This is a genomic window from Actinophytocola sp. (assembly GCF_045807065.1).
Taxonomy (GTDB): Bacteria; Actinomycetota; Actinomycetes; order Mycobacteriales; family Pseudonocardiaceae; genus Actinophytocola.
This window is the reverse complement of sequence record NZ_JBJMIE010000402.1, coordinates 1-22299: the sequence shown is the minus strand read 5'-3', so window position 1 is coordinate 22299 and position 22299 is coordinate 1. Positions and strand designations below refer to the sequence as shown.

The following is a 22299-nucleotide window of genomic DNA, read 5'->3' as shown; positions in this document are numbered from 1 at the left end:
TCGCCGCTGTGCAGGTCGACCTGCCGTGGCCGCAGCCGAGGCAGCACCGACCGGCGCACCACCAGGAAGCCCGTGCCGCGGGGACCGCGCAGCCACTTGCGGCCCGTGCCCGTGATGATGTCGGCGTCCAGGCCCGCCAGCGGCACCTGTCCCGCCGACTGGCACGCGTCCAGCATCACGAGCGCGCCGACGGCGTGTGCCGCCGACACCACCGGCGCCACCGGGTTCACCAGGCCGCCGTTCGTCGGCACGTGCACCAGCGACACCAGCCGCACGCGTTCGTCCAGCAGCTCGGCCAGCGCCGCCGCGTCCACCGCACCCGTGGCGTCCGACGGGATCGGCTCGACGGAGGCACCGACCTCCGCCGCACGCCGGAGCAGCGGGATCGCGTTGCCCGCGTACTCCGCCTCCGTGCACAGGATCCGGTCGCCGGCGGCCAGCGGGATCGCGTCGAACACGGCCAGCCACGAGCGGGTCGCGCTGTCGGTGAAGGCGACCTCGTCCGGGTGACAGCCCAGGGCTGAGGCGAGCACGGCGTAACCGGCCTCGAGGTCGTCGAGGCGTTCCTCGGCGGCGCGGTACCCGCCGACCTCGGCCTCGCGGCGCAGGTGGTTGATGACCTCGTCCAGCACCCGCACGGGTGGCAGCGACGAGCCGGCACTGTCGAGGAACACGCCCCGGTGGCAGCCGGGCGTGTCGCTGCGTATGGCGTCGAGGTCGAGCATGCCCTGATTCTCCCTCCCGCCGGCTCCGGTCATCGCGGCGTCCAGTCCTCCAGGTTCCACCACGCGCCCCAGGTGGCGTCCGCGGTGGACGCGTCGACCACCGGTTGGTAGCCGTCCCAGCTCTCGCGCATGACGTAGGTGTGGTCGGGGGCGGCGAGCACGACCATGCCGGGCGCGCTCACCCAGGCGCGCTGGACCTTCCGGTAGGCGACGGCCCGCTCGGCCGGGTCGGTCGCGGCCCGTCCGGTGTCCAGCGCCGTGTCGACGGTCTCATCGTGATACCCGCCGAGCCCGGACCGCAGCACCGGGTACAGGGCGGTGTCGGGGTCGAACGGGTCGCCGAAGCCCACCAGCGACGGCCCGGCCGCGAGTGCCGCCGCGTCGGTGGTGGCCTCGGGGGTGACCTGCACGCCGACGGCCCGCGCGTCGGTCGCGAACGCCTCGGCCAGCCCGGCGGCGACGGTGTCGCCCTGCGCGTACCGCAGGGTGAACGCGGCCGGCGTGCCGTTCTTCACGCGCACGCCCGCGTCGCCGGGGCTCCAGCCGCCCGACGAGAGCGCGTCGAGCGCGCGGGTCAGGTCGTAGTCGAAGACCGCGTCCGGCTCCACGAACTCGGGGAGCACCTCGGGCATCGGCGTGTAGGCGACGCGGCCCTTGCCGGCCAGCACGTTCTCCACCATCGACTCGCGGTTGACCGCGTAGTTCAGCGCGAGCCGCAGGCCGGCGTCGCCGGTGACCGGGTTGTCCGCGGGCAGGACGACCGCGCGGACGTCCGCCGCGCTGTGGGCGACCACCCGCATGCCGTCGGTGTCGTCGAACTTCTCCGCCAGCTCCGGTGGCAGCGCGGCGCCGTCGAGCTTGCCGTCCTTCAGCTGCTTGGCGCGGGTCTCGTCGTCGGGGATGAACTCGACGGTGACCTTGGTGATGGCCGGCGTGTCGTCCCAGTACGCCTTGTTGGCCGCCAGCACCATCCGCTGGCCACGCGTCCACGAGGCGAGCCGGTACGGGCCGGTGCCCACGGGGGTGTCGGTGCCGACGGACTCGCTGGACACGATGCCGAGCGTGAGCAGCTCCGGGAACGGCGCGTACGGCGCGGACAGGTCGAAGCGCACGGTCGCCACGTTGAGCGCCGTGACGTTCTTGACCATCGAGAACCGCTGGCGCTCCGGGCTCTTGCGGGCGGGGTCGAGCAGCGCGCGGTAGGTGTCGACGACGTCCTGTGCCTCGAGCGGCGAACCGTCGGTGAACGTGACGCCCGGGCGCAGCGAGACCGTCCACGACAGCCCGTCGGCGGCGGGCTTGGGCAGGTCGGTGGCGAGCGCGGGGCGCAGGGAGAGGTTGGCCTGGTACTCGACGAGCCCGTCGTAGAGCTTCGCGGCGCCGTGCTCGGCGTAGCCCGCGAGCGGGCTGAGGTCGGCCGGTTCGTCGGCCACGGCGATCACCAGCGACCTGCCGTCCGGGTCGCCGGAGGCCGGCGGGGTCGGATCGCCGGTGCAGGCGCCCACGAGCGCGACCGCGAGCAGCGGCGCGAGAAGACGACGCGACTTGTTGGGCACGAGGCCCGACCCTAGCCGGGCGACATATCCTCGCGTGGAGGGATTAGCGATTCTCACTCCCGGAGGTCGTCGCCGTGCGTGTTGCCCTGAGCCAGATCACGTCCACTCCGTCGCCTTCGGAGAACCTGTCACTCGTGGCCGAGCAGGTGAAGTCGGCTGCCGCGGACGGCGCGTCGGTGGTGTTGTTCCCGGAGGCGACGATGGCGTGTTTCGGCACGTCGCTGGGTCCGCTGGCCGAGCCGCTGGACGGGCCGTGGGCGTCGGCGGTGCGGGAGATCGCCGTGTCGCACGACGTGCTCGTGGTCGCCGGGATGTTCACCCCGGCAGCGGACGGGCGGGTGTTCAACACGCTTCTCGCCACGGGGCGTGACCGGCACGTGGGCTACGACAAGATCCACATGTACGACGCGTTCGGCTTCCAGGAGTCGCGGACGGTCGCGCCCGGCGAGGATCTCGTGGTGCTGGACACCCTGGGCCTGGCGACCTGCTACGACGTGCGGTTCCCCGGTGTCTTCACGGGGCTCGCGGACCGCGGTGCCTCGGTGGTCCTGCTCGGCGCGTCGTGGGGTGCGGGGCCGGGGAAGGTCGAGCAGTGGGAGCTGCTCGTGCGGGCGCGGGCGCTGGACTCGACGTGCTTCGTGGTGGCGTGCGGGCAGGCGGACCCGGGCGTGCCGACGAACGCGCCGACCGGCGTCGGGCACAGCTTGGTCGCGGCGCCGGACGGGTCGGTGGTGGCGTCGGCGGGCGCGGACCCCGAACTGCTGGTGGTGGACCTCGACCTGGAGCGGGTCACGGAGACCCGCAAGGTGCTCCCCGTGCTGGCTAACCGCAGGCTGTAGGCGCTTCGGGACGTGACCGCTGCCCTGGAAGGCGCGTTCGAGAACGCGCCTTCCAGAGGCAGGACACGCCTTCAAAGGCCTGACGGAGCCCTGGACGCGCCTTTCAGCGCTTGCGGGGCGTGGCGATGATGCGGGCGCCCTGGGCCGGGATCAGCGTGATGTTGCGGGGTTTCGCCGCTTCCGGCCGCGGCTGGGCCGGGCGGAGGTCGTAGCGGGTCAGTGCCTCCCGCAGGACCGTGGCGGCCTCCTGCAGGGAGAAGCCGGCGCCGATGCAGCGCCGCACTCCCCCGCCGAACGGGATCCAGGTGCCCGCCTCCGGTTGCTTGCCGATGAACCGCTCCGGCCGGAAGTCCCTCGGGTCGTCGTACACGTCGGGGTCGCGGTGGACCAGCGAGATGCTGGGCGCGACGACCGTGCCCGCCGGCAGGCGGAAACCGGCGATGTCGGTCGGCTCGGTGAGCTTGCGGGCCACGTTCTGGATCACCGGGCGGCGGCGCATGGCCTCCTTCGCCACGGCCTCCAGGTAGGCGTCGTCGCCGTCGTCCGCGGCCCGCTGCGCCTCGCGGAGGACGTCCGGGTGGCGCGCCAGCTCGTGGCAGGACCAGGCGAGCGCGGTCGCGGTCGTCTCGTGGCCGGCCAGCAGCAGCGTGACCATGTGGTCGCGCAGCTCCAGGTCGGTCATCTCGTCGCCGGCCGCGGTGAGCAGGGTGGACAGCACGTCGCCGCGCTCGGACAGGTCACCGGCGCCGCGCCGGTCGGCGATCTCCGCGTGCAGCAGGCGGTCCACCGCGCGCAGGTTCTCCCAGTTGCGCCGGAACGGCCCGACGTTGCGCAGCTTCGGGTAGCTCCAGCCGAGCACGGTGAGCGGGCCGATGTCGGTGACGCGGCGTAGGCGGGGCCGCAGCTCGGCGAGCCGAGGCCCGTCGGACATGCCGAAGACGACCCGCAGGATGATCTCCAGCGTCACCGCGTTCATGCGCGGGTGCACCGGGAACGGCGCGCCGACCGGCCAGCCGGCCACGCTGGTGACCGCCAGCTCGGCCATCAGGTCGCGGTAGCCGCGCAGCGCGGCGCCGTTGAACGCCGGCATGAGCAGCTTGCGGGCCCGCAGATGCTCGTCCTCGTCGGTGATCAGCAGCGAGTGCCGGCCCATCACCGGCGCCAGCATCCCGTTGCCCTCGCCGGCGTGGAAAATCGTTGGCGCGCCGGCGAAGACCTGGCGGATGTGCGCCGGCTGGGTGAGCGTGACGACGGTCCGGCCGCCGGCGATGCGTGCGGTGAAGACGTCCCCGTACCGGCGGCGCCTCGTCGCGTGGAGGTGGCGCCGCGCGGTCATGAAGAGGATGGTCTGGACGAGCGGCGGCAGGTTCGGTCCGGGTGGCAGGGCCGGGGGTGCCTCGACCATGGGCATGAGATTTTTTATACGCCCGTGGACAGGGCCGGCATAGTCCCGGTCACGTGAGGTCCAGTCCCAGGTCCAGTGCGGGGGCCGAGTGGGTGAGCGCGCCGACCGACAGGTAGTCGACGCCGGTCTCCGCGTACACCCTGGCGTCGGCCAGCTTCAGGCCGCCGGACACCTCCAGCTTCGTCGGTGCGCCGAGGTCCGCCACCCGGCGCACCGCGGTGGCGCAGTGCTCCGGGAGGAAGTTGTCCAGCAGCACCAGCTCCGCCTTCTCCGCCAGCGCCTCGTCGAGCTGGTCGAGGGTGTCGACCTCCACCTCGCACGGCAGGTCGGGGGCCGCCTCGCGGGCCGCGCGCAGGGCCGCGGCCACCGAGCCGGCGGCCGCGACGTGGTTGTCCTTGATGAGGATCGCGTCGCCGAGGCCCAGTCGGTGGTTGACGCCGCCACCGCGGCGGACCGCGTACTTCTCCAGCAGGCGCAGGCCGGGCAACGTCTTGCGGGAGTCGCGGATGGCCACGCCCGTGCCCGCCATCGCGTCCACCCACGCCGCCGTCGCGGTCGCCACGCCGGACAGGTGGCACAGCAGGTTCAACGCGGTGCGCTCGGCCGTCAGGAGTGCGCGCACCGGGGCGCGCACCACCAGGACGGGGTCGCCCGGCCGCACCTTCGCCCCGTCGTCCATGGCGGACAGGACCTCGTAGTCGCCGATGACCTCGTCGAAGACCGCGCGCACGGCCGGCAGCCCCGCCAGGGTGCCGAAGGCGCGCGGCGCGATCGTCGCGGTGGCCACGGCGTGTTCGGGCACCGTCGCCGCGGTGGTCGCGTCGGGGCCGTAGCGCAGGTCCTCCGCCAGCGCCGTGGTCACCACGCGGTGGAGATCGTCCAGGTCCAGGTCGGTCACGCCGCCCCCTTCACCAATGCCGGTCGCGCGATCATGGGTTGGCCCGACGGGGTCAGGCGCACGGTCAGGCTGCGGGCCCACTCCCCCGACGTCGCCGGGAAGTCGTCGCGGACGTGGCAGCCGCGGGACTCCTGCCGGACCGCCGCCGCGGCGATCAGCGCGCGGGCCGTCAGCGTCAACGCCGCGTCCTCCACCAGCGCCCGCGTCCCGAGCGGGCGGTCGATGGCCGACACGTCCAGCACCGAGCCCACCACCGCGAGACCTTCGGCGTCGCGGCCGATGGCGGCGTAGCGGCTCATCACGCGCTGCAGCGTGTCCCGGTCCGCGACCGGCACCACCGGCACCGGCGGGCACGCGGCCAGACAGGGCTTCGCCAACACCCCCAGCGCCAGGTCGGCCGCGACCGACTCCGCGGCCCGCGTGCCGACGACCAGGCCCTCCAGCAAGCTGTTGGACGCCAACCGGTTCGCGCCGTGCAGGCCGGTCCGCGCCACCTCGCCCGCCGCGTACAGGCCGGGCACCGGTGTTCGACCGTCCACTGTGGACACCACGCCGCCGCACGAGAAATGCGCCGCCGGGGCAACCGGTATCGGCGCCGATGACGGGTCGACGCCCACTGTGCGGCACGCGGCCAGCACGGTCGGGAAGCGCCGCCGGAACTCCGGGGCCGCCAGGTGGGTCGCGTCCAGGTACACGTGGTCGTCGCCCAGGGCGGCCATCCGGCGGGTGATCGCCGCCGACACCACGTCGCGGGGCGCCAGATCCTCCTGCGGGTGGACGCCGGCCATCACGCGGTTGCCGCGGGAGTCGACCAGCACCGCGCCCTCGCCGCGCACGGCCTCGGTGACAAGTGGGCACCGGCCCCGCGCGCCGGCTCCCGTGTACAGCACGGTCGGGTGGAACTGCACGAACTCCAGGTCCGCGACCGGCGCCCCGGACCGCAGCGCGATGGCCACGCCGTCCGCGGTCGCGACGGCCGGGTTCGACGTCGCCTGGTAGAGCTGGCCGAGGCCGCCGGTCGCGAGCAGGACCGCCGGTGCCACGAGGACTCCCGGTGTTCCGTCGGCGTCGAGCACCAGCAGCCCGGCGACCTCGCCGGCCGGGGTGCGCAGCGTGTCGACGGCGGTGTGGTGCTCCAGCATGGGCACCCGGTCGTCCCGGGAGGCCGCCAGCAGCGCGCGTTCCACCTCGGCGCCGGTCGCGTCGCCGCCCGCGTGCACCACGCGGAACGCCGTGTGGCCGCCCTCGCGGGTCCGCGCCAACCGGTCGCCGCCGGTGTCCGTGTCACGGTCGAACACCGCGCCCCGGCCGCGCAGCCGCCCCACCGCGGCCGGACCGTCGCCGATGATCCGCGACGTCGCCACCTCGTCGCACAGGCCGACGCCCGCGACCAGCGTGTCGTCGACGTGCCGGGCGGTCGAGTCGCCCTCGACGTCCCCCAGCACGACGGCGACGCCGCCCTGCGCCCACCGGGTGTTGCCGCCGTCGGCGGCCTCCTTCGTCACGACGAGGACCCGCAGCCCCAGCTCACGGGCGCGCAGCGCGGCGGTCAGACCGGCGACCCCGGTGCCGACGACCACCAGGTCGGCCCGCGCTTCCCACAGCGCTTGACGGGTCGTTCCGCTCGCTCGCGGCCGGCTCCCTCCGTCGTCGCGCGCCCGACGCTCGTCCCTCGCTCCCGAGTCCGCTCCCCGGTCGGTCCGGCGGAGGCTCGCTCGCTCCGCTCCCGGCGTGCTCACTCGCCACCACCGGGCTTGCCGATCTCGATCATCCGCTGGACGGCGCCGCGTGCGCGGGCGGCCGTCTCGGCGTCCACGTGGACCTCGTCGCGACCCTCGCGGAGCGACCGCAGCAACGCGGCCGGCGTGATCATCTTCATGTACCGGCAGGACGCGCGTTCGTTCACCGCGCGGAAGTCGATCTCCGGGGCGGCGCGGCGCAGCTGGTGCAGCATGCCGATCTCGGTCGCCACGAGGACGGTGCTCGCCTTGGTGGCGCGTGCCTCGGTCACCATGTCGCCGGTCGAGAGGATCTTGACCTGGTCCTTCGGCACCACGCCCTCGCCGGCGAGGTAGAGCGCGGAGGTCGCGCAGCCGCACTCGGGGTGCACGAACAGGTCCGCGTCGGGGTTGGCGGCGGCGCGGGCGGCCAGCTCGGGGCCGTTGATGCCGGCGTGCACGTGGCACTCGCCGGCCCAGACGTGCAGGTTGTCGCGGCCGGTCTCGCGCCTGACGTGCGCGCCGAGGAACTGGTCGGGCAGGAACAGGACCTCGCGGTCCGCCGGGATCGAACGGACCACGTCGACGGCGTTGGAGGAGGTGCAGCAGACGTCGGTCTCGGCCTTCACCTCGGCCGTGGTGTTCACGTAGGAGACGACGACGGCGCCCGGGTGCTCGGCCTTCCACGCGCGCAGCTGGGCGGCGTCGATGGAGTCGGCGAGCGAGCAGCCCGCGCGGGCGTCGGGGATGAGGACGGTCTTGTCCGGGCTCAGGATCTTCGCGGTCTCGGCCATGAAGTGGACGCCGCAGAAGATGATCGTGGATGCGTCGCTGGCGGCCGCGATGCGGCTCAGCGCGAGCGAGTCGCCGGTGTGGTCGGCGATGTCCTGTATCTCGGGCAGCTGGTAGTTGTGCGCGAGCAGCACGGCGTCGCGTTCCTCCGCGAGCCTGCGCACCTCGTCGTGCCATGCCGAGTCCGGCTCAACCCCGCTGTAGGGCGTCAGATCTTGCTCCAACGTTGCGGCCATCTATCCCTCCCTGGGCTACGGTCCGCCGTGTCGATTTCCCACCCCGAGGTTTTCGCCTTAGGATCGAAAACATGGCCAATGCTACCACCGCGTTAACCGTGGCTGACCATGAAGTGCTGGCCTCGGTGCTCCAGGTGCGATCGGGATCACTCCAGGTTCTGCTCTGGGAACGCGCTCAGGAACCGCACGCGCACCGGTGGTCACTGCCCGGCGGCCGGCTCGGCGCGACCGAGGACGTCGAGACGTCCATCCGCCGGCAGCTGGAGGAGAAGGTCGACGTCCGACAGCTGTCGCACGTCGAGCAGCTGGCCGTGTTCAGCGCGCCGGACCGGGTGCCGGGCGAGCGGGTGATCGCGTCGGCGTTCCTCGGGCTCGTGCCGTCCGACAACGACCCGGCGCTGCCGCCGGACACCGCGTGGCACCCGGTGGACGCGCTCCCCCGCACCGCGTTCGACCACGAGGCGATCGTGCGTCGAGGGCGCGACCGGCTGCGGGCGAAGCTGTCGTACACGAACCTGGGGTTCGCGCTCGCGCCGCCGGTGTTCACGATCTCGGCGCTGCGGTCGCTGTACTCGGCGGCGCTGGGGTACCGGGTGTCGGCGACGAACCTCCAGCGGGTGCTGTCCCGGCGGGGGCTGCTCGAGCAGACCGGTGACACGGCGCCACCCGGTCGTGCCGGCGGTCGCCCGGCCGCGCTGTTCCGGTTCACCCGGCGGGGGATCTCCGTGACCGACCCGTTCGCGGTGTTCCGGCCGCCGAGGACCGAGCGGAACGCTGGCGGCAGCAGCCAGGAGTGACCCGTCGGAGCCGGCTCGTCCCCTTTCCGTCCTCGTGCACCAAGCGGGAGGAGCCGCGGCGACCTAGCCTTGGTGCCGTGTCATTACCGCTACCGCTCTTCCCGCTGCGAACGGTGCTGCTCCCCGGGGTGCCGCTGCCGTTGCACATCTTCGAGCCGCGGTACCGCCAGCTGACCGTCGACCTGATGACGGGCACGGTGCCCGAGAAGCGGTTCGGCGTGGTCGCGCTCGCCCCGTCCGCGGGGGTGGAGGTGACCTCGCTCGACCAGTTGCAGCCGGTCGGGTGCGCGGCCGTGCTGCGCCAGGCGTCCCGGCTACCCGACGGCCGGTTCGACATCGTGTCGGTCGGCGAGCGACGGTTCCGCCTGCTGGCCCTCGACAACGCGGCGGCCCCGTACCTGATGGGCACGGTCGAGTGGCTGCCGGACACCCCGGCGATGATCCCCGGCCAACGCTCGATGGCGGACACGATCACGTCGTTGATCGCGGCGGCACGCGCGGCCTACCGCCGCTACTGCCAGGTGGCGTGGAAAGAGGGCGACTGGACCGAGCCGGAGGACAACGTCGGCGTGGCCGCCCTGGCCCACCTGCTCGCCACGGACTGCCTGCTGCCACTCGAAGACCGCCAACGCATCCTGGAGGAAACCCGCCCCCTGCACCGGTTGCGGCTCGTGACCAGCTTGATCAGCCGAGAAGCCGGCATCCTGACCACCCTGCACGCCGTCCCCGCTCCCCCGGCGGAACTACACGAGCAGGCGATCGAGAACTAACGAGTCGACAACACCCCGAACGAAAGTCCCTTTCCCTCGCCCACGGCGGACACACGTCTGCCCGGCTCGCAAGGGGGACCCCTGGTTCCACACTATCAGCGAGCACCGACAATTCGGCGCGACCACTGGCCGGCGCCAGTGCCTCGGTCTGCGCCGCGAGCGTGGCAAACGCGGCCTGCATCGTCGAGGGGGCGGGTGTTCCTGGACGGGTCACCAGCTTGCCCGTTTTCCGCACATGATCGAGTTCTGGCTGATCGCGAGCTTGAGCCGGAGCAGCGTCCCGATCATCGCCGCAGGTCAGCGGCCCATGTGCGGAATACCCGGCTAGCCGAGGCGGCGGCCGAGGTCGTCCATGCCGTTCATCGCGGCCAGGACGCCGTAGGCCAGGGCGGTCGCCAGCGGCCACAGAATCAGGCCCCACGCGGACTCGAGCACCGGCGCCACGGACACGATGTCCAGCGCCTTCACGCTCTTCGGCACCGGCCAGCGGCCCGCCGCCCAGGACGTGCCGACGGACTGGGCCAGCCAACCGCCGAGGGCGCCGCCCGCGACGGCCGCCAGCATGACCACGGGACCGCGGCGTTCCCTCAGATACCAGACGGCGATGCCGGTGACGACCCCCGCCGCGAGGCAGAGCAGCATGAAGATCACCAGGTCGTCGAACCGGTGGTAGCTCTCGTCGGTCAGCGACGCCGCCTGGCCGTCCTGCGTGATGACCTGGCGTTGCGGCGGCGCGAGCAGCGACCACAGCCAGCCCACCGCGAGCCCCAGCAGCGTCACTGCGGACAGCACGCTGACCGCCGGCAGCAGGTCACGCCTGATGACCACCTTCGGTGTCGGCGGCTGCCACTGGACCGGATTCGGATGGATCGGGTACTCGGGCTCCCGGTGCGGCGCGTCCTGCTCTCCGACCGGTTGTTCCGACACGCCGACCTCCCACTAGTCCCAGCCGCGGACACGGCCCGTAACGACAAAGACTAGTACTTGGCGTCGACCGAGGAACGCTCGCCGTGGCGGCTGCACCGGGCCGTCCACCCGGCCGGGGTCACCTGCACGACCATGCGGCGGGCGCACTCGGCGCAGAAGCGCGGCGGGTCGAGCGCGGCCAGGGGACCCGAGCACCGCGCGTGGTCGCCCTCACCCTCGGGCTTGCCGCAGTGGACGCAGTAGCTCACGCCGCTCACGGTGTCCCCCCGCGGGCTCGGTGCCGCCGTGCCTCGCCCTGGTGTCCACGGTTCGCTTCGCAAGCTCCGCTCACAGGTGCTCACTCAGTGCTTTGACCGGCATCTTCAGGTCCGCCAGCATGTCCAGGTCCTGCTGCGCGGGCCGGCCGAGGTTGGTCAGGTAGTTCCCGACGATCACCGCGTTGACCCCGCCCAGCAGCCCCTGCCGCGCGCCCAGGTCACCGAGGGTCAGCTCGCGGCCGCCGGCGAACCGCAGGATCGTGCGCGGCAGCGCGAGCCGGAACGCGGCGATCGTGCGCAGCGCGTCCTTGCCCTCGACGATCTCGTAGTTCTCGTACGGGGTGCCGGGCTGCGGGATGAGGAAGTTCATCGGGACCTCGTGCGGGTCCAGCTCACCGAGCTGCGCGGCGAACTCCGCGCGCTGCTCGACCGTCTCCCCCATGCCGATGATGCCGCCGCAGCAGACCTCCATGCCCGCCGCCTTCACCATCGTGAGCGTCTCCCACCGCTCCTCCCACGAATGGGTGGTCACCACGTTGGGGAAGTGCGAGCGCGCGGTCTCGAGGTTGTGGTTGTAGCGGTGCACGCCCATCTCGACCAGCTCGTCCACCTGGGCCTGGGTGAGCATGCCCAGCGAGCAGGCGATCTGGATGTCGTTGCCGTCCTCGCGGATGGCCCTGATGCCGTCGCGGACCTGGGACAGCAGGCGCTTGTCCGGGCCGCGCACGGCGGCCACGATGCAGAACTCCGACGCGCCGGTGGCCGCGGTCTCCCGCGCGGCCCTGACCAGGCCGGGGATGTCCAGCCAGGCCGAGCGCACCGGCGAGGGGAACTGGCCGGACTGCGAGCAGAAGTGGCAGTCCTCCGGGCAGCCGCCGGTCTTGAGGCTGACGATGCCCTCGACCTCGACCTCCGGGCCGCACCAGCGCATCCGCACGTCGTGGGCGAGGGCGAGCAGCTCGGGGATCCGGTCGTCGTCGAGGCGGAGGATCTCGAGGAGCTGCTCCTCGTTCAGGCCGACACCGCGTTCGAGCACCTGCTCCCGGGCGGCGGCGAGCAGGTCGTTCTCCGCCGTTGTTTCCGTCCGTTCGGCAGCTGCGGTCACCGGTGCCTCCATCGTGATCGGGTGCGTCCGCCCCAGTTTGCCGCACGAGGCGCATGTGGACACGCGACGTACATCACGCACGACTCCCGCTCTAGCGTGCCGGGGCCGCCGCGCGGTCGGTGCCCCAGCTGTACTGCCCTAGGCAGCGTGTTCCGCGGCGAAGCCGCTCGCGTCGAACTCGCCGCCGAGGGACGGGGCGAGCGAGCGGATGGCCATGTCGAGGAACTCCGGCCGGGTCAGGGTGCCCGCGCCGGCCGGGACGGCCCCGACCAGCGGCGCACCGGCCACCTCCGGCAGGTCGTCGAGGTTGCAGCGGGCGGCGAGGTCGGGCTCGGCGGGCCAGGCGCCGACCACCACGCCGGCGCACTCGATGCCCCTGCGCCGCAGCGCCTCGGCGGTCAGCGCGGTCTCGTTGAGGGTGCCGAGGCCGGCGTTGGCGACGATCAGGACGGGCGCGGCGGCGGACCAGGCGACGTCGGCGAGCGTGCCGCCGTGGTCGTCCATGCGCACCAGCAGCCCGCCGGCGCCCTCGACGAGCACCAGGTCGTGCCCGCGGGCCAGCTCGACGGCGGCCGCGGCGGCCTGCTTGGGGGTCACGGGCATGATGCCGGCCCGCCGCGCGGCGGTGGCCGGGGCCAGCGGGTCGGGGAAACGGGCCAGCTCCCAGGTCGTGACGTCGTCGCCGGCGAGGCGGGTGACCTCGTCGACGTCGCCGGGCTCACCGGGTGGGAGCCCGGTCTGCGCTGGTTTGAGGACCGCTACGCTCCGGCGCCGGTGGCGGGCGAGCGCGGCAACGGCGGCAGTCACGACCGTCTTGCCGACACCCGTTCCGGTGCCTGTGAGCACCATGAAACTCACGGGCGGTCAGGTTAGTCCCACCCGTTTGCCGCAACCCACGCCGCCCTACTCTCGGTTAGGGTCTGACCCGTGATTTTGGGCGACGGGGGGTCTGGCGCGGAGCGGACGCAGCTTTTCGGCGCGGAATGGTGCGGCGACTGCCGGCGGACCAGGTCCTGGCTGCGCCGGCACAACGTCCCCTACGTCGAGTTCGACACCGACGCCGACCCGGCCCTGCGCGCCCGCGCCGCGGAGATCGCGGGCGGTCTGCCCAACATCCCGGTGGTCATCACCCCGGAAGGCACGGTCCTCGTCGAGCCGACCGAGGTGGAGCTCGCCACCACGCTGTCCGCCCACCGCCAGCGCCGCGGCCGGTCCGGTTGCCGATAGGCGGGCTCGTTGGGGCTTCAGCTCATGACCGCGCGGGCCGCGTCGAGGAAGGCCAGGCGGTTGTTCTCCAGGTAGTCCCGCACGTTCTGACCGTCGGGCAGGCCCTCCCACACCGTCCGGTTCAGGTCGAGGAAGTACGCGCGGGCCGCGTCGTGCACGGGCAGGGGGAACTGGATGCGGATGAGCCGCTCGGCGACCCACAGCCTGTTCATGACGTCCTGGGTCCTGATGTGCCAGGGGTGGTTCTCGTCCCAGTCCTCGGTCGGGCGGCTGAACGCGGATCGCTCCGCCGAGGCCGCCACCTCGATGAACCGCTCCAGCAGCGCCAGCTGCTCCGCGCGGCGGGTCTCCCCCAGCGCGATCAGCTGCCGCCGCTGTTCGGCGCGTTCCGCGGACCGCTGTGTCCTGTGCTGGACCAGGAAGGACAGCAGGCCACCGAGGACGACCCCCGCCACGGAGATGAGCGCTACCCAGACCTCACCTGACATGGCGGTCATCGTGCCAGGCGCCGCGGTCGCCGAAGATCGACACCGGTGGATGCCGGAGTTCGTCCACAGGCCGGCCTCGCGGCATCCCTTCCTGTCGGTGACGTGCCGTAGCGTGGAACCGGGGCCGGCGGCCGCCCCCTCAGCCGGCGCGGGCCGCCGCCAGTACGCCCGCCGCGATCCGTTCGAGGTCGGCCGGTTCGGTGACGTACGGCGGCATCGTGTAGATCAGGTCCCGGAACGGGCGCAGCCACACGCCCTGCGCCACGGCCGCCGCCGTCGCCGCGGCCATGTCCACCTCGTGGTCCAGCTGCACCACGCCGATCGCGCCCAGCACGCGGACGTCGCGCACGCCGGGGAGTGACCGGGCCGGTTCGAGGCCGGTCCGCAGCCCTTCCGCCAGGCGCTTGACCGTGCCCTGCCAGTCCTGCGACAGCAGCAGGTCGATCGAGGCGTTCGCGACCGCCGACGTCAGTGGGTTGCCCATGAAGGTCGGGCCGTGGGCCAGGACCGGGACCGAGCCGCGGGAGATGCCGTCGGCGACCTGCCCCGAGCACAGCGTCGCACCCATCGACAGGTAGCCGCCGGTCAGCGCCTTGCCGACGCACATGATGTCCGGTGCGACCGAGGCCTGATCCGCGGCGAACAGGGTGCCGGTGCGGCCGAAGCCGGTCGCGATCTCGTCGAAGATCAACAGGACGTCGTGGGTCAGGGTCAGCTCACGCAGGACGTGCAGGTAGCGGGGGTCGTGGAAGCGCATGCCGCCGGCGCCCTGCACGACCGGCTCGACGATCACGGCGGCCAGCTCGTCGGCGTGGTCCTCGACCAGCGACGCCAGGTGCGCCACGTAGTCGTGCTCCAACGCCGCCGGCGGCGCGTCCGCGAAGACCTGCGCCGGCAGGACGCCGCGCCAGAGGCTGTGCATGCCGCCGTCCGGATCGCAGACGCTCATCGGGTGGAAGGTGTCGCCGTGGTAGCCGCCGCGCCAGGTCAGCAGCCGGCGCTTCTCCGGGCGGCCGAGGGAGCGCCAGTACTGCAGGGCCATCTTGACCGCGACCTCGACCGAGACGGAGCCGGAGTCGCAGAGGAACACGTGCTGGAGCGGCTCCGGTGTGATCTCGACGAGCTTGGTCGCGAGGGTGACGGCCGGCTCGTGGGTGAGGCCGCCGAACATGACGTGGCTCATCCGGCCCGCCTGGTCCGCCAGCGCCTTGTCCAGCACGGGGTTGCGGTACCCGTGGATGGCGGCCCACCACGACGACATGCCGTCGACCAGCTCCCGCCCGTCGGCGAGCCGCAGCCGCACCCCGGCCGCGGACTCGACCACGAGCGGGTCGACGAGCCCCGGCATGGGCCCGTACGGATGCCACACATGCGCCCGGTCGAGCGCGACGAGATCAGCGGTCACGCCCGGCAGGCTAACCCGCGACGTCGAGGACGATCTTGCCCGTGGCGCCACCCGCCTCGCCGTGTTCGTGTGCCCTGGCCGCCTCGGCCAGCGGGAACACCGCGTCCACGGTGACCGCCAGCTGGCCCTTCCCGACCAGGTTGACCAGTGCGAGCATGCCCGCGTGGTCCGGCTCCACCAGCAGGAACGCCTCGTCCGTCGGGTCCGCCAGCGCGACGTACGTGCCGCCCGGCCGCAGGAGCGCGCGTGACCGCGGGCCGTAGTCGCCGCCGATGGTGTCCAGCACCAGGTCCAGCTCGCCCGTCGCCGTCGTGAAGTCCGTGGTGCGGTAGTCGATCACCTCGTCGGCGCCGAGGCCGCGGACGAAGTCGTGCTTCGCGGCGCTGGCCGTGCCGATCACGTACGCGCCGCGTGCCTTCGCGATCTGCACCGCCAGGTGACCGACGCCGCCCGCCGCCGCGTGGACCAGCACGCGCTGTCCCGGCTGGACGTTCCCGAAATCCACGAGGGACTGCCACGCCGTGAGCCCGGCCAGCGGCAGGCCGGCTGCCGTCACGTGGTCCAGGCTCGCCGGCTTGCGGGCGAAGTGCCGGGGCGGCGCCACCACGTACTCGGCGTAGGCGCCGGCCGGCTTCGGGAACAGCGGCATGCCGAACACCTCGTCACCCGGGGCGTAGATCCGCACGCCGGGACCGACGGCCTCGACGACGCCGGAGACGTCGTAGCCCGGCACGTACGGGGCCGGGGCGAGGAACGTCCGGCCGCGGGTACGTGCCTTCCAGTCCGTCGGGTTGACGGCCGCCGCGTGCACGCGCACCAGGATCTCCACGGGGCCCGGCTCGGGCTTCGGCAGTTCCACCCCGGTCAACACCTCTGGGCCGCCGGCCCGCTGGACGCTGATCGCCCGCATCGTGTTCGCCATGCGACCGATTCTGTCGATGGTCACCGGCCCCGACCAGTGGCCCGGAGGTCATCACATGACAAGATCGGGCCATGCACCGAGTGGCCGTACTGGCACTCGACGGGGTGATCCCGTTCGAGCTGAGCATCCCCTCCCGGCTCTTCGGCGCCGCGACGACCGCCGACGGCACGCCGTACTACGAGACGATCACCTGCACGGTCGACGGCCGGCCGGTGCAGACCCAGGCCGACTTCACCATCTCCGTGCCACACGACGCGACCGTGCTCGCCGGCGCGGACACGGTGGTGATCCCGTCGACGACGGTGGCCGTCGACGGAGTGCTGCCGGACGAGGTGACGGCCGCGCTGGCCACCGTGCGCCCCGGGACACGGCTGGTGTCGATCTGCCTGGGCGCGTTCGTGCTGGCGGCGACGGGCGTACTGGACGGTCGGCGGGCGACGACGCACTGGTGGCACGCCGAGCGCTTCCGGGAGCTGTTCCCGCGCGTCCTGGTGAACCCGGACGTGCTGTTCGTGGACGACGGCGACGTGCTGACGTCGGCCGGCGCCGCGGCCGGGGTGGACCTGTGCCTGCACATGGTGCGCCGCGACCACGGCAGCGCGGTCGCGAACCTCGTCGCCCGGCGGTGCGTGGTGCCCCCGTGGCGGGACGGCGGGCAGGCACAGTACGTGCAGCACCCCGTGCGGGAGTCGGCGGAGGCGACGACCGCGGCGGCGCGCGCGTGGGCGATGGAGCGGCTGGACCAGCCGATCGGCCTGGACGAGCTGGCCGCGCGGGCGGGCATGAGCAGACGGACGTTCACCCGCCACTTCCGCGACGAGGTAGGGCTGAGCCCTGGCCAGTGGCTCACGCGGCAGCGGGTGGAACTGGCCAGGGACCTGCTGGAGACGACAGACCTGCCCGCCGAGGCAGTGGCCCGCCGCGCGGGATTCGGCACCGCCGCCGCGATGCGCCACCACCTACGCGCGACACTGGGAACGTCGCCGATGACCTATCGACGGACGTTCCGCGCGAGCTGACTGGGACGGCGCTGCGCGAGTTCCCCGATGTTCCGGTGCCGATCGGCGTCGTTCCCTCGTGGGGACGACGCCGATCGGTTCCGTTCCGGCGAAGCGTGGCGCAGGTCGTTCGCGGCGTTGGCGTTGGCTAGGTCCGGGGTAGCACCAGGATCGCGTCGCCTATCGGGCGTTCGCCGGTTGCGTCGGATGGGGTGTTGAGGACGTGGCCGTGCGCGACCATCGTGGTGGAGCCGCCGCCGTCCAGGTTGATCGCGGCGCGCATGCCGAGGGCCTGGGCTACCGCGGCTGACTCTGCGATGGACAGGCCGAGGCTGGTCGTCGCCCGGCCGTCCACGGTGACCAGTAGGACGCGGCCGCGCTCGTCGACTCCCGCTATGGTGCGCGGGTTCCGCTTGGCGGCCCAGCCGTAGTAGAAGCTGGGGTCGTTGGGTCGCACCATGCCGTCGGCGGCGGGGGTGGCGTGCTGGTGGCCGTCGCGGACCAGCTCGGGGCCGCCGTTGATGACGTAGTCGGAGCGCGCACCGGTCAGGCGGCTGGTGATGGTCAGCTTCTGGCCCGGTCGGGCCAGCGTGGTCAGCTCGGCGGCCTGGGCGCCGGTGGCCTGGACCGAACGGGTGCCGGCCGGCAGCGGACCACCACGTGGCGTACGGACGGTGACGACGCGGTTGTGGCTGTCGACGATCGCCTCCGCGCCGGGGCCGGCGGGGGTTGAGACGCCGTAGTCGGCGGTGAAGGCCACCAGCTCGTCGGGGTCGGTGCAGGTGGTGTCGTGCAGGGGCCGGGTGGTCGGGGTGTCGCCGAGACCGCCGCAGTTGCGGATCAGGCCGGGCACGCGGTTGATGCCGTCCAGGGCAAGGGTCCGCCGGCCGACGGTGATGCTGCCCTTCCAGGTGTTGCGGGTGACCGTGGCACGGCCGTGCCCGTTGAACACGAAGGACGGCCGACCGTTCACGGCCTCGCTGAGGAGGCGCCCGCCGTACACACCGACGCCGGCCGGGTCACCGGGCGCACCGGAAGCCGGGTCGAGGACGAAGAACCCGGCGTTGACACCCGCGGTGGCACCCCGAGCGGCGACGAGGGCACTGGTGGTCTCGCGCCGCTCGAGGTCGGGGCCGAAGTCCCCGGCGAGCGAGCCGCGGAAAGTACGCGGATCGATGGTCAACACCCGGACAACCCACGGACCGCGATCGGCGGGCGAGCCGTCCCAACCGGTGAAGACCGTCGACGCGGTGAAACCCCTGCCGCGCGCCTGGGCAAGCTGCCCATCGGCGGCGGCTTTGGTCGAGTAGGAACCGACCCGGACCCGGAACCCGAGCGACCCACCGGAGAAGTCGGCCAACCGCGGGGTGACGACATCCTCAACCCGCGACTCGAACCCGCCGGCCCGCAGGACGGCAGCCAACCGATCGGCAGGCTCCCGAGCGGAGATGGCCGTGGGCGGCGCGTCAGGATCCGGCGAACCACCACCGCCGGGAACGGCGACCTCGACGGTCCAGGTATCGGCGGGATCGGGCGCCCCACGCACGATCGTGGTGAGAGTGACGCCGGCCTGAAGGGTCTCGGTGGTGCGAGACTCGGACAGCCCACGCGGCCCGAGCGGCAGACCACGCTCGTGAGCAACCGCCACCGGGGCGGTGAGAGTGGCACTGAGCACCACGGCCCCGGCAAGCAGGGCAACCTTCCTGGTCCACATGCGACGCCCTCCGTTCTGCAGGTGGAGCCACCCAACCACACCACCCCGACAAAAGTCAGCGGACGAAACATGACAACCAACCGAATGACGGCGGTGGTCAGGCAGACGGCGGGGCTCAGCAGCCCAGGAGGGAAAGGCGAAACAGGGAAAGGGCAAAGCAGGAAAGGCCGAGACAGCAAGACCCGAGTTGAGGCCCCAGCCCTCGATCCACCGGCCACCTACAAGCAAACCGGCTCAAAGCAACCAACTCACGACCACAAAGAAGCCAAAACCGGCCCTTGCCAAGCCACCCCCTGACCAAACCCAGGCCCAACCACACCCCCGGCCCCACCCCCCGGCCCGGCCCCACCCCCCGGCCCGGCCCCGGCCCCGGCCCCGGCCCCGGCCCCGGCCCCGGCCCCGGCCCGAAACGAACCAGAGAACTCAAGCGTCCACAGTCACCCCAGGAATCGCCTTGATCTCGCCCAGGAAAGCGGGAGTCACCTTGATCGGGTAGTCGTCCAGAGCGAGAGTGACGCCGTTCTCCTTGTGGGCGAACCTCAGATGCACCGGGGTGTCACCACGATGCGCGGTGAGGGTGTTCTTCAGCTCCCCCACCACCTCGTCGTTGAGCTTGATCGGGTTGCACAGGAGGACGAAAGGGGTCTCGCCCTCCTCAGCGGCGGCGGAGAGGTCTGCCTCGGAGAACTCCAGGGGGATCAGGCCCGAGCCGAAGACCGACATCTTGTCCTCGCGCCAGTTGACTCGGCCCTTGACGGCCACTGCCGCGTCTTCGATCAGGTCCTGGGACAGGACCGAGTAGCTCTTGGCGAAGAACAGGACCTCGATCGAGGCGTCCAGGTCCTCGATCGTGCAGATGCACCATGGTTCGCCCTGTTTGTTCACGCGGCGTTCCATCGCGGAGATCATTCCCGAGAGGACGATCTCGCCTTCCTTCGGTGGGTCGGCGAGGATTTCGGCGATGGGTTTCGGGGCGTGCTTGCGCAGCAGGCGTTCGGCGCCGTCGAGGGGGTGGGCCGAGACGTACAGGCCCAGCATCTCCCGTTCGTAGGCCAGCAACTGCTTGCGGGGCCACTCCTCCTCGGTGAACTTCAGGTGCGCCAGCGGACTCGAGTCGCTGGACGGGGTCGAGCTCTCGTCGTCGCCGAAGCCGAACAGGTCGAACTGGCCCATGGCCTCCTGGCGCTTCAGGCCCACTACCGCTTCGACCGCTTCCTCGTGGGCCTGGACCAGCGAGAGCCTGGTGTGGCCCAGTGAGTCGAACGCGCCCGCCTTGACCAGCGACTCGATGACCCGCTTGTTGCAGACCACCAGCTCCGACTTGTCCAGGAAGTCGGTGAACGACGTGTAGGCGCCCTTCGCCTCGCGGGTCTTGATGATCGACTCGACCACGTTCGCGCCGACGTTGCGCACGGCGCCCAGGCCGAAGCGGATGTCGGTGCCGACCGCGGCGAAGCGCAGGCCCGACTCGTTGACGTCCGGTGGCAGCACCTTGATGCCGGAGCGGCGGCACTCGGACAGGTAGACCGCGCTCTTGTCCTTGTTGTCCGCCACCGACGTCAGCAGCGCGGCCATGTACTCGGCCGGGTAGTTGGCCTTCAGGTACGCGGTCCAGTACGACACCAGGCCGTAGGCGGCCGCGTGCGACTTGTTGAACGCGTAACCCGCGAACGGGAGGATCGTGTCCCACAGCGCCTTGATCGCCGCGTCCGAGAAGCCGCCGGGGCGCAGGTCGCTCGCCTTCATGCCGGCCTGGAAGCGCTCGAACTCGGCGTCCAGCACCTCCTGCTTCTTCTTGCCCATGGCCTTGCGGAGCACGTCCGCCTGTCCCATGGAGTAGCCCGCGACCTTCTGGGCAATGAACATGATCTGCTCCTGGTAGACGATCAGACCATACGTCTCGGCCAGGATTTCCTTGAGCGGTTCCTGCAGCTCGGGGTGGATCGGCTTGATCTGCTGCCGCTTGTTCTTGCGGTCGGCGTAGTCGTTGTGGGCGTTCATGCCCATCGGACCCGGACGGTACAGGGCGCCGACGGCGACGATGTCCTCGAAGCCGGTCGGCTGCATGCGCCGCAGCAGGTCACGCATGGGGCCACCGTCCAGCTGGAACACGCCGAGCGTGTCGCCGCGGGACAGCAGCTTGTACGTGTTCTCGTCGTCCAGGCTCAGGGTGTCGAGGTCGATGTCCCCGCCCCGGTTGGTCCTGATGTTGTCGATCGCGTCGCCGATGACCGTCAGGTTCCGCAGGCCCAGGAAGTCCATCTTCAGCAGGCCGATGGCCTCACACGACGGGTAGTCCCAGCCGGTGATGATCGAGCCGTCGTCGCGCTGCCACAGCGGGATCGACTGCATCAGCGGCTGCGAGGAGAGGATCACCGCACAGGCGTGCACGCCGGCGTTGCGGATCAGGCCCTCGATGCCGCGGGCGGTCTCGAAGATCTTGCCGACCTCGGTGTCGGTCTCGATCAGCGTGCGGACCTCGGCCGCCTCGGCGTAGCGCTCGTGCTTGGTGTCGACGATGCCGGACAGCGGGATGTCCTTGGCCATGATCGGCGGGGGCAGCGCCTTGGAGATCCGGTCGGCGATCGCGAAGCCCGGCTGGCCGTGCAGGACGCGGGCGGCGTCCTTCAGCGCGGCCTTGGTCTTGATGGTGCCGAACGTGATGACCTGCGCGACCTTGTCCTGGCCGTACTTGTCCGTGGCGTAGGTGATCATCTCGCCACGCCGGCGGTCGTCGAAGTCGATGTCGATGTCGGGCATGGCCGTGCGCTCGGGGTTGAGGAACCGCTCGAACAGCAGGCCGTGCGGGATCGGGTCCAGGTTGGTGATGCCCAGCGCGTACGCGACCAGCGACCCTGCCGCCGAACCACGGCCCGGACCCACCCGGATGCCCACCCGCCGCGCGTAGGACACGAGGTCGGCCACCACGAGGAAGTACGCGGGGAAGCCCTTCTGGATGATCACGTTCAGTTCGTAATCGGCACGCTCCGTGTACCCGTCGGGGATGCCGTCCGGGAACCGCCAGTTCAGGCCGCGCATGACCTCCTTGCGCAGCCAGCTGGACTGGTCCTCCCCCTCGGGCACGTCGAACACCGGCATCCGGTCGGCGTGGGCCCAGACCTCGTCGTACGACTCGACCCGCTCGGCGATCAGCAGCGTCGAGTCCGCGGCGCCGGGGACCTCCCTGTCCCAGTACTCGCGCATCTCCGCGGCGGACTTCAGGTAGTAGCCGTCGCCGTCGAACTTGAAGCGGTTGGGGTCCGACAGCGTCTTGCCGGTCTGCACGCAGAGCAGCGCCTCGTGGTTGTGCGCGGCGTCGCGGGTGACGTAGTGGCAGTCGTTGGTGGCCAATGGCGGGATGTCGAGCGTGCGGCCGATCTCGAGCAGCCCGTCGCGCACCCGCTGCTCGATGTCGAGTCCGTGGTCCATCAGCTCGAGGAAGTAGTTGTCCGGCCCGACGATCTCGCGCCACCGGGCCGCCGACTCCTTGTTCTGTAGTTCGTGTTGTAGGGTAAGAGTG

Annotated in this window: 20 protein-coding genes; 5 read left to right on the top strand and 15 right to left on the bottom strand. The window is 71.9% G+C overall.

What is annotated here, in order from left to right; translation table 11 throughout:
* A partial coding sequence (locus ACJ73U_RS23405) for an aminotransferase class V-fold PLP-dependent enzyme (RefSeq protein ID WP_407779828.1) occupies positions 1-725 on the bottom strand: 725 nt, incomplete at its 3' end.
* A gap of 29 nt (positions 726-754) precedes the next feature.
* Positions 755-2281, bottom strand: a complete 1527-nt coding sequence (locus ACJ73U_RS23400) for an ABC transporter substrate-binding protein (protein WP_407779827.1) — start codon at positions 2279-2281, stop codon at positions 755-757.
* A gap of 74 nt (positions 2282-2355) precedes the next feature.
* Between ACJ73U_RS23400 and ACJ73U_RS23395 the strand changes: the two genes are divergently transcribed.
* Complete coding sequence (locus tag ACJ73U_RS23395) at positions 2356-3120, top strand: carbon-nitrogen hydrolase family protein (RefSeq protein ID WP_407779826.1); 765 nt, start codon at positions 2356-2358, stop codon at positions 3118-3120.
* A 103-nt stretch (positions 3121-3223) separates the two neighbouring features.
* Here ACJ73U_RS23395 and ACJ73U_RS23390 read toward each other — a convergent pair whose 3' ends face one another.
* From ACJ73U_RS23390 to nadA, 4 genes are all read right to left on the bottom strand, one after another.
* Positions 3224-4531: a cytochrome P450 gene (locus tag ACJ73U_RS23390; RefSeq protein WP_407779825.1), complete on the bottom strand. Its 1308-nt coding sequence runs from the start codon at positions 4529-4531 to the stop codon at positions 3224-3226.
* Between the two features lie 43 nt (positions 4532-4574).
* Entirely contained in the window at positions 4575-5423 is an 849-nt protein-coding gene (gene nadC / locus ACJ73U_RS23385) for a carboxylating nicotinate-nucleotide diphosphorylase (RefSeq protein WP_407779824.1), read from the bottom strand.
* Entirely contained in the window at positions 5420-7027 is a 1608-nt protein-coding gene (locus ACJ73U_RS23380) for an L-aspartate oxidase (protein WP_407779831.1), read from the bottom strand. The genes nadC and ACJ73U_RS23380 overlap by 4 nt, the downstream gene beginning before the upstream one ends.
* 131 nt (positions 7028-7158) lie before the next feature.
* Positions 7159-8169: a quinolinate synthase NadA gene (nadA, locus tag ACJ73U_RS23375; protein ID WP_407779823.1), complete on the bottom strand. Its 1011-nt coding sequence runs from the start codon at positions 8167-8169 to the stop codon at positions 7159-7161.
* Positions 8170-8240: 71 nt separating this feature from the next.
* Between nadA and ACJ73U_RS23370 the strand changes: the two genes are divergently transcribed.
* Together ACJ73U_RS23370 and ACJ73U_RS23365 are read left to right on the top strand one after the other, a co-directional pair.
* Positions 8241-8966, top strand: a complete 726-nt coding sequence (locus ACJ73U_RS23370) for an NUDIX hydrolase (protein WP_407779822.1) — start codon at positions 8241-8243, stop codon at positions 8964-8966.
* Positions 8967-9043: 77 nt separating this feature from the next.
* Positions 9044-9736: an LON peptidase substrate-binding domain-containing protein gene (locus ACJ73U_RS23365; protein ID WP_407779821.1), complete on the top strand. Its 693-nt coding sequence runs from the start codon at positions 9044-9046 to the stop codon at positions 9734-9736.
* 324 nt (positions 9737-10060) lie between these two features.
* Here ACJ73U_RS23365 and ACJ73U_RS23360 read toward each other — a convergent pair whose 3' ends face one another.
* The 4 genes from ACJ73U_RS23360 to bioD form a co-directional block, all read right to left on the bottom strand.
* Positions 10061-10663, bottom strand: a complete 603-nt coding sequence (locus ACJ73U_RS23360; protein ID WP_407779820.1) for a DUF2567 domain-containing protein — start codon at positions 10661-10663, stop codon at positions 10061-10063.
* A 50-nt stretch (positions 10664-10713) separates the two neighbouring features.
* Positions 10714-10911 carry a hypothetical protein gene (locus tag ACJ73U_RS23355; RefSeq protein ID WP_407779819.1) on the bottom strand — a complete coding sequence of 66 codons (198 nt, stop codon included), beginning with the start codon at positions 10909-10911 and terminating at the stop codon, positions 10714-10716.
* 79 nt (positions 10912-10990) lie between these two features.
* Entirely contained in the window at positions 10991-12037 is a 1047-nt protein-coding gene (bioB, locus tag ACJ73U_RS23350; protein ID WP_407779830.1) for a biotin synthase BioB, read from the bottom strand.
* A 126-nt stretch (positions 12038-12163) separates the two neighbouring features.
* Positions 12164-12883 (bottom strand): dethiobiotin synthase, encoded by a 720-nt coding sequence (bioD, locus tag ACJ73U_RS23345; RefSeq protein WP_407779818.1) that lies wholly within the window; start codon positions 12881-12883, stop codon positions 12164-12166.
* Between the two features lie 69 nt (positions 12884-12952).
* Between bioD and ACJ73U_RS23340 the strand changes: the two genes are divergently transcribed.
* The gene (locus tag ACJ73U_RS23340) at positions 12953-13252 is read left to right on the top strand and encodes a glutaredoxin family protein (RefSeq protein WP_407779817.1); all 300 of its coding nucleotides are present in this window, start codon (positions 12953-12955) and stop codon (positions 13250-13252) included.
* A gap of 17 nt (positions 13253-13269) precedes the next feature.
* On the opposite strand, the gene ACJ73U_RS23335 is transcribed toward ACJ73U_RS23340, so the two are convergent.
* The 3 genes from ACJ73U_RS23335 to ACJ73U_RS23325 all read right to left on the bottom strand — a co-directional run bounded on the left by ACJ73U_RS23335 (position 13270) and on the right by ACJ73U_RS23325 (position 16055).
* Positions 13270-13740, bottom strand: a complete 471-nt coding sequence (locus ACJ73U_RS23335) for a hypothetical protein (RefSeq protein ID WP_407779816.1) — start codon at positions 13738-13740, stop codon at positions 13270-13272.
* Between the two features lie 139 nt (positions 13741-13879).
* Positions 13880-15145: an adenosylmethionine--8-amino-7-oxononanoate transaminase gene (locus tag ACJ73U_RS23330; RefSeq protein WP_407779815.1), complete on the bottom strand. Its 1266-nt coding sequence runs from the start codon at positions 15143-15145 to the stop codon at positions 13880-13882.
* Positions 15146-15155: 10 nt separating this feature from the next.
* Positions 15156-16055 carry an NADP-dependent oxidoreductase gene (locus ACJ73U_RS23325; RefSeq protein WP_407779829.1) on the bottom strand — a complete coding sequence of 300 codons (900 nt, stop codon included), beginning with the start codon at positions 16053-16055 and terminating at the stop codon, positions 15156-15158.
* An 83-nt stretch (positions 16056-16138) separates the two neighbouring features.
* Here ACJ73U_RS23325 and ACJ73U_RS23320 point away from each other — a divergent pair, with 83 nt between their 5' ends.
* Complete coding sequence (locus ACJ73U_RS23320) at positions 16139-17086, top strand: GlxA family transcriptional regulator (RefSeq protein ID WP_407779814.1); 948 nt, start codon at positions 16139-16141, stop codon at positions 17084-17086.
* Positions 17087-17213: 127 nt separating this feature from the next.
* Here ACJ73U_RS23320 and ACJ73U_RS23315 read toward each other — a convergent pair whose 3' ends face one another.
* Positions 17214-18779: a phosphodiester glycosidase family protein gene (locus ACJ73U_RS23315; protein ID WP_407779813.1), complete on the bottom strand. Its 1566-nt coding sequence runs from the start codon at positions 18777-18779 to the stop codon at positions 17214-17216.
* Between the two features lie 423 nt (positions 18780-19202).
* The coding region (gene dnaE / locus ACJ73U_RS23310; RefSeq protein ID WP_407779812.1) for a DNA polymerase III subunit alpha at positions 19203-22299 on the bottom strand (3097 nt) is incomplete at its 5' end.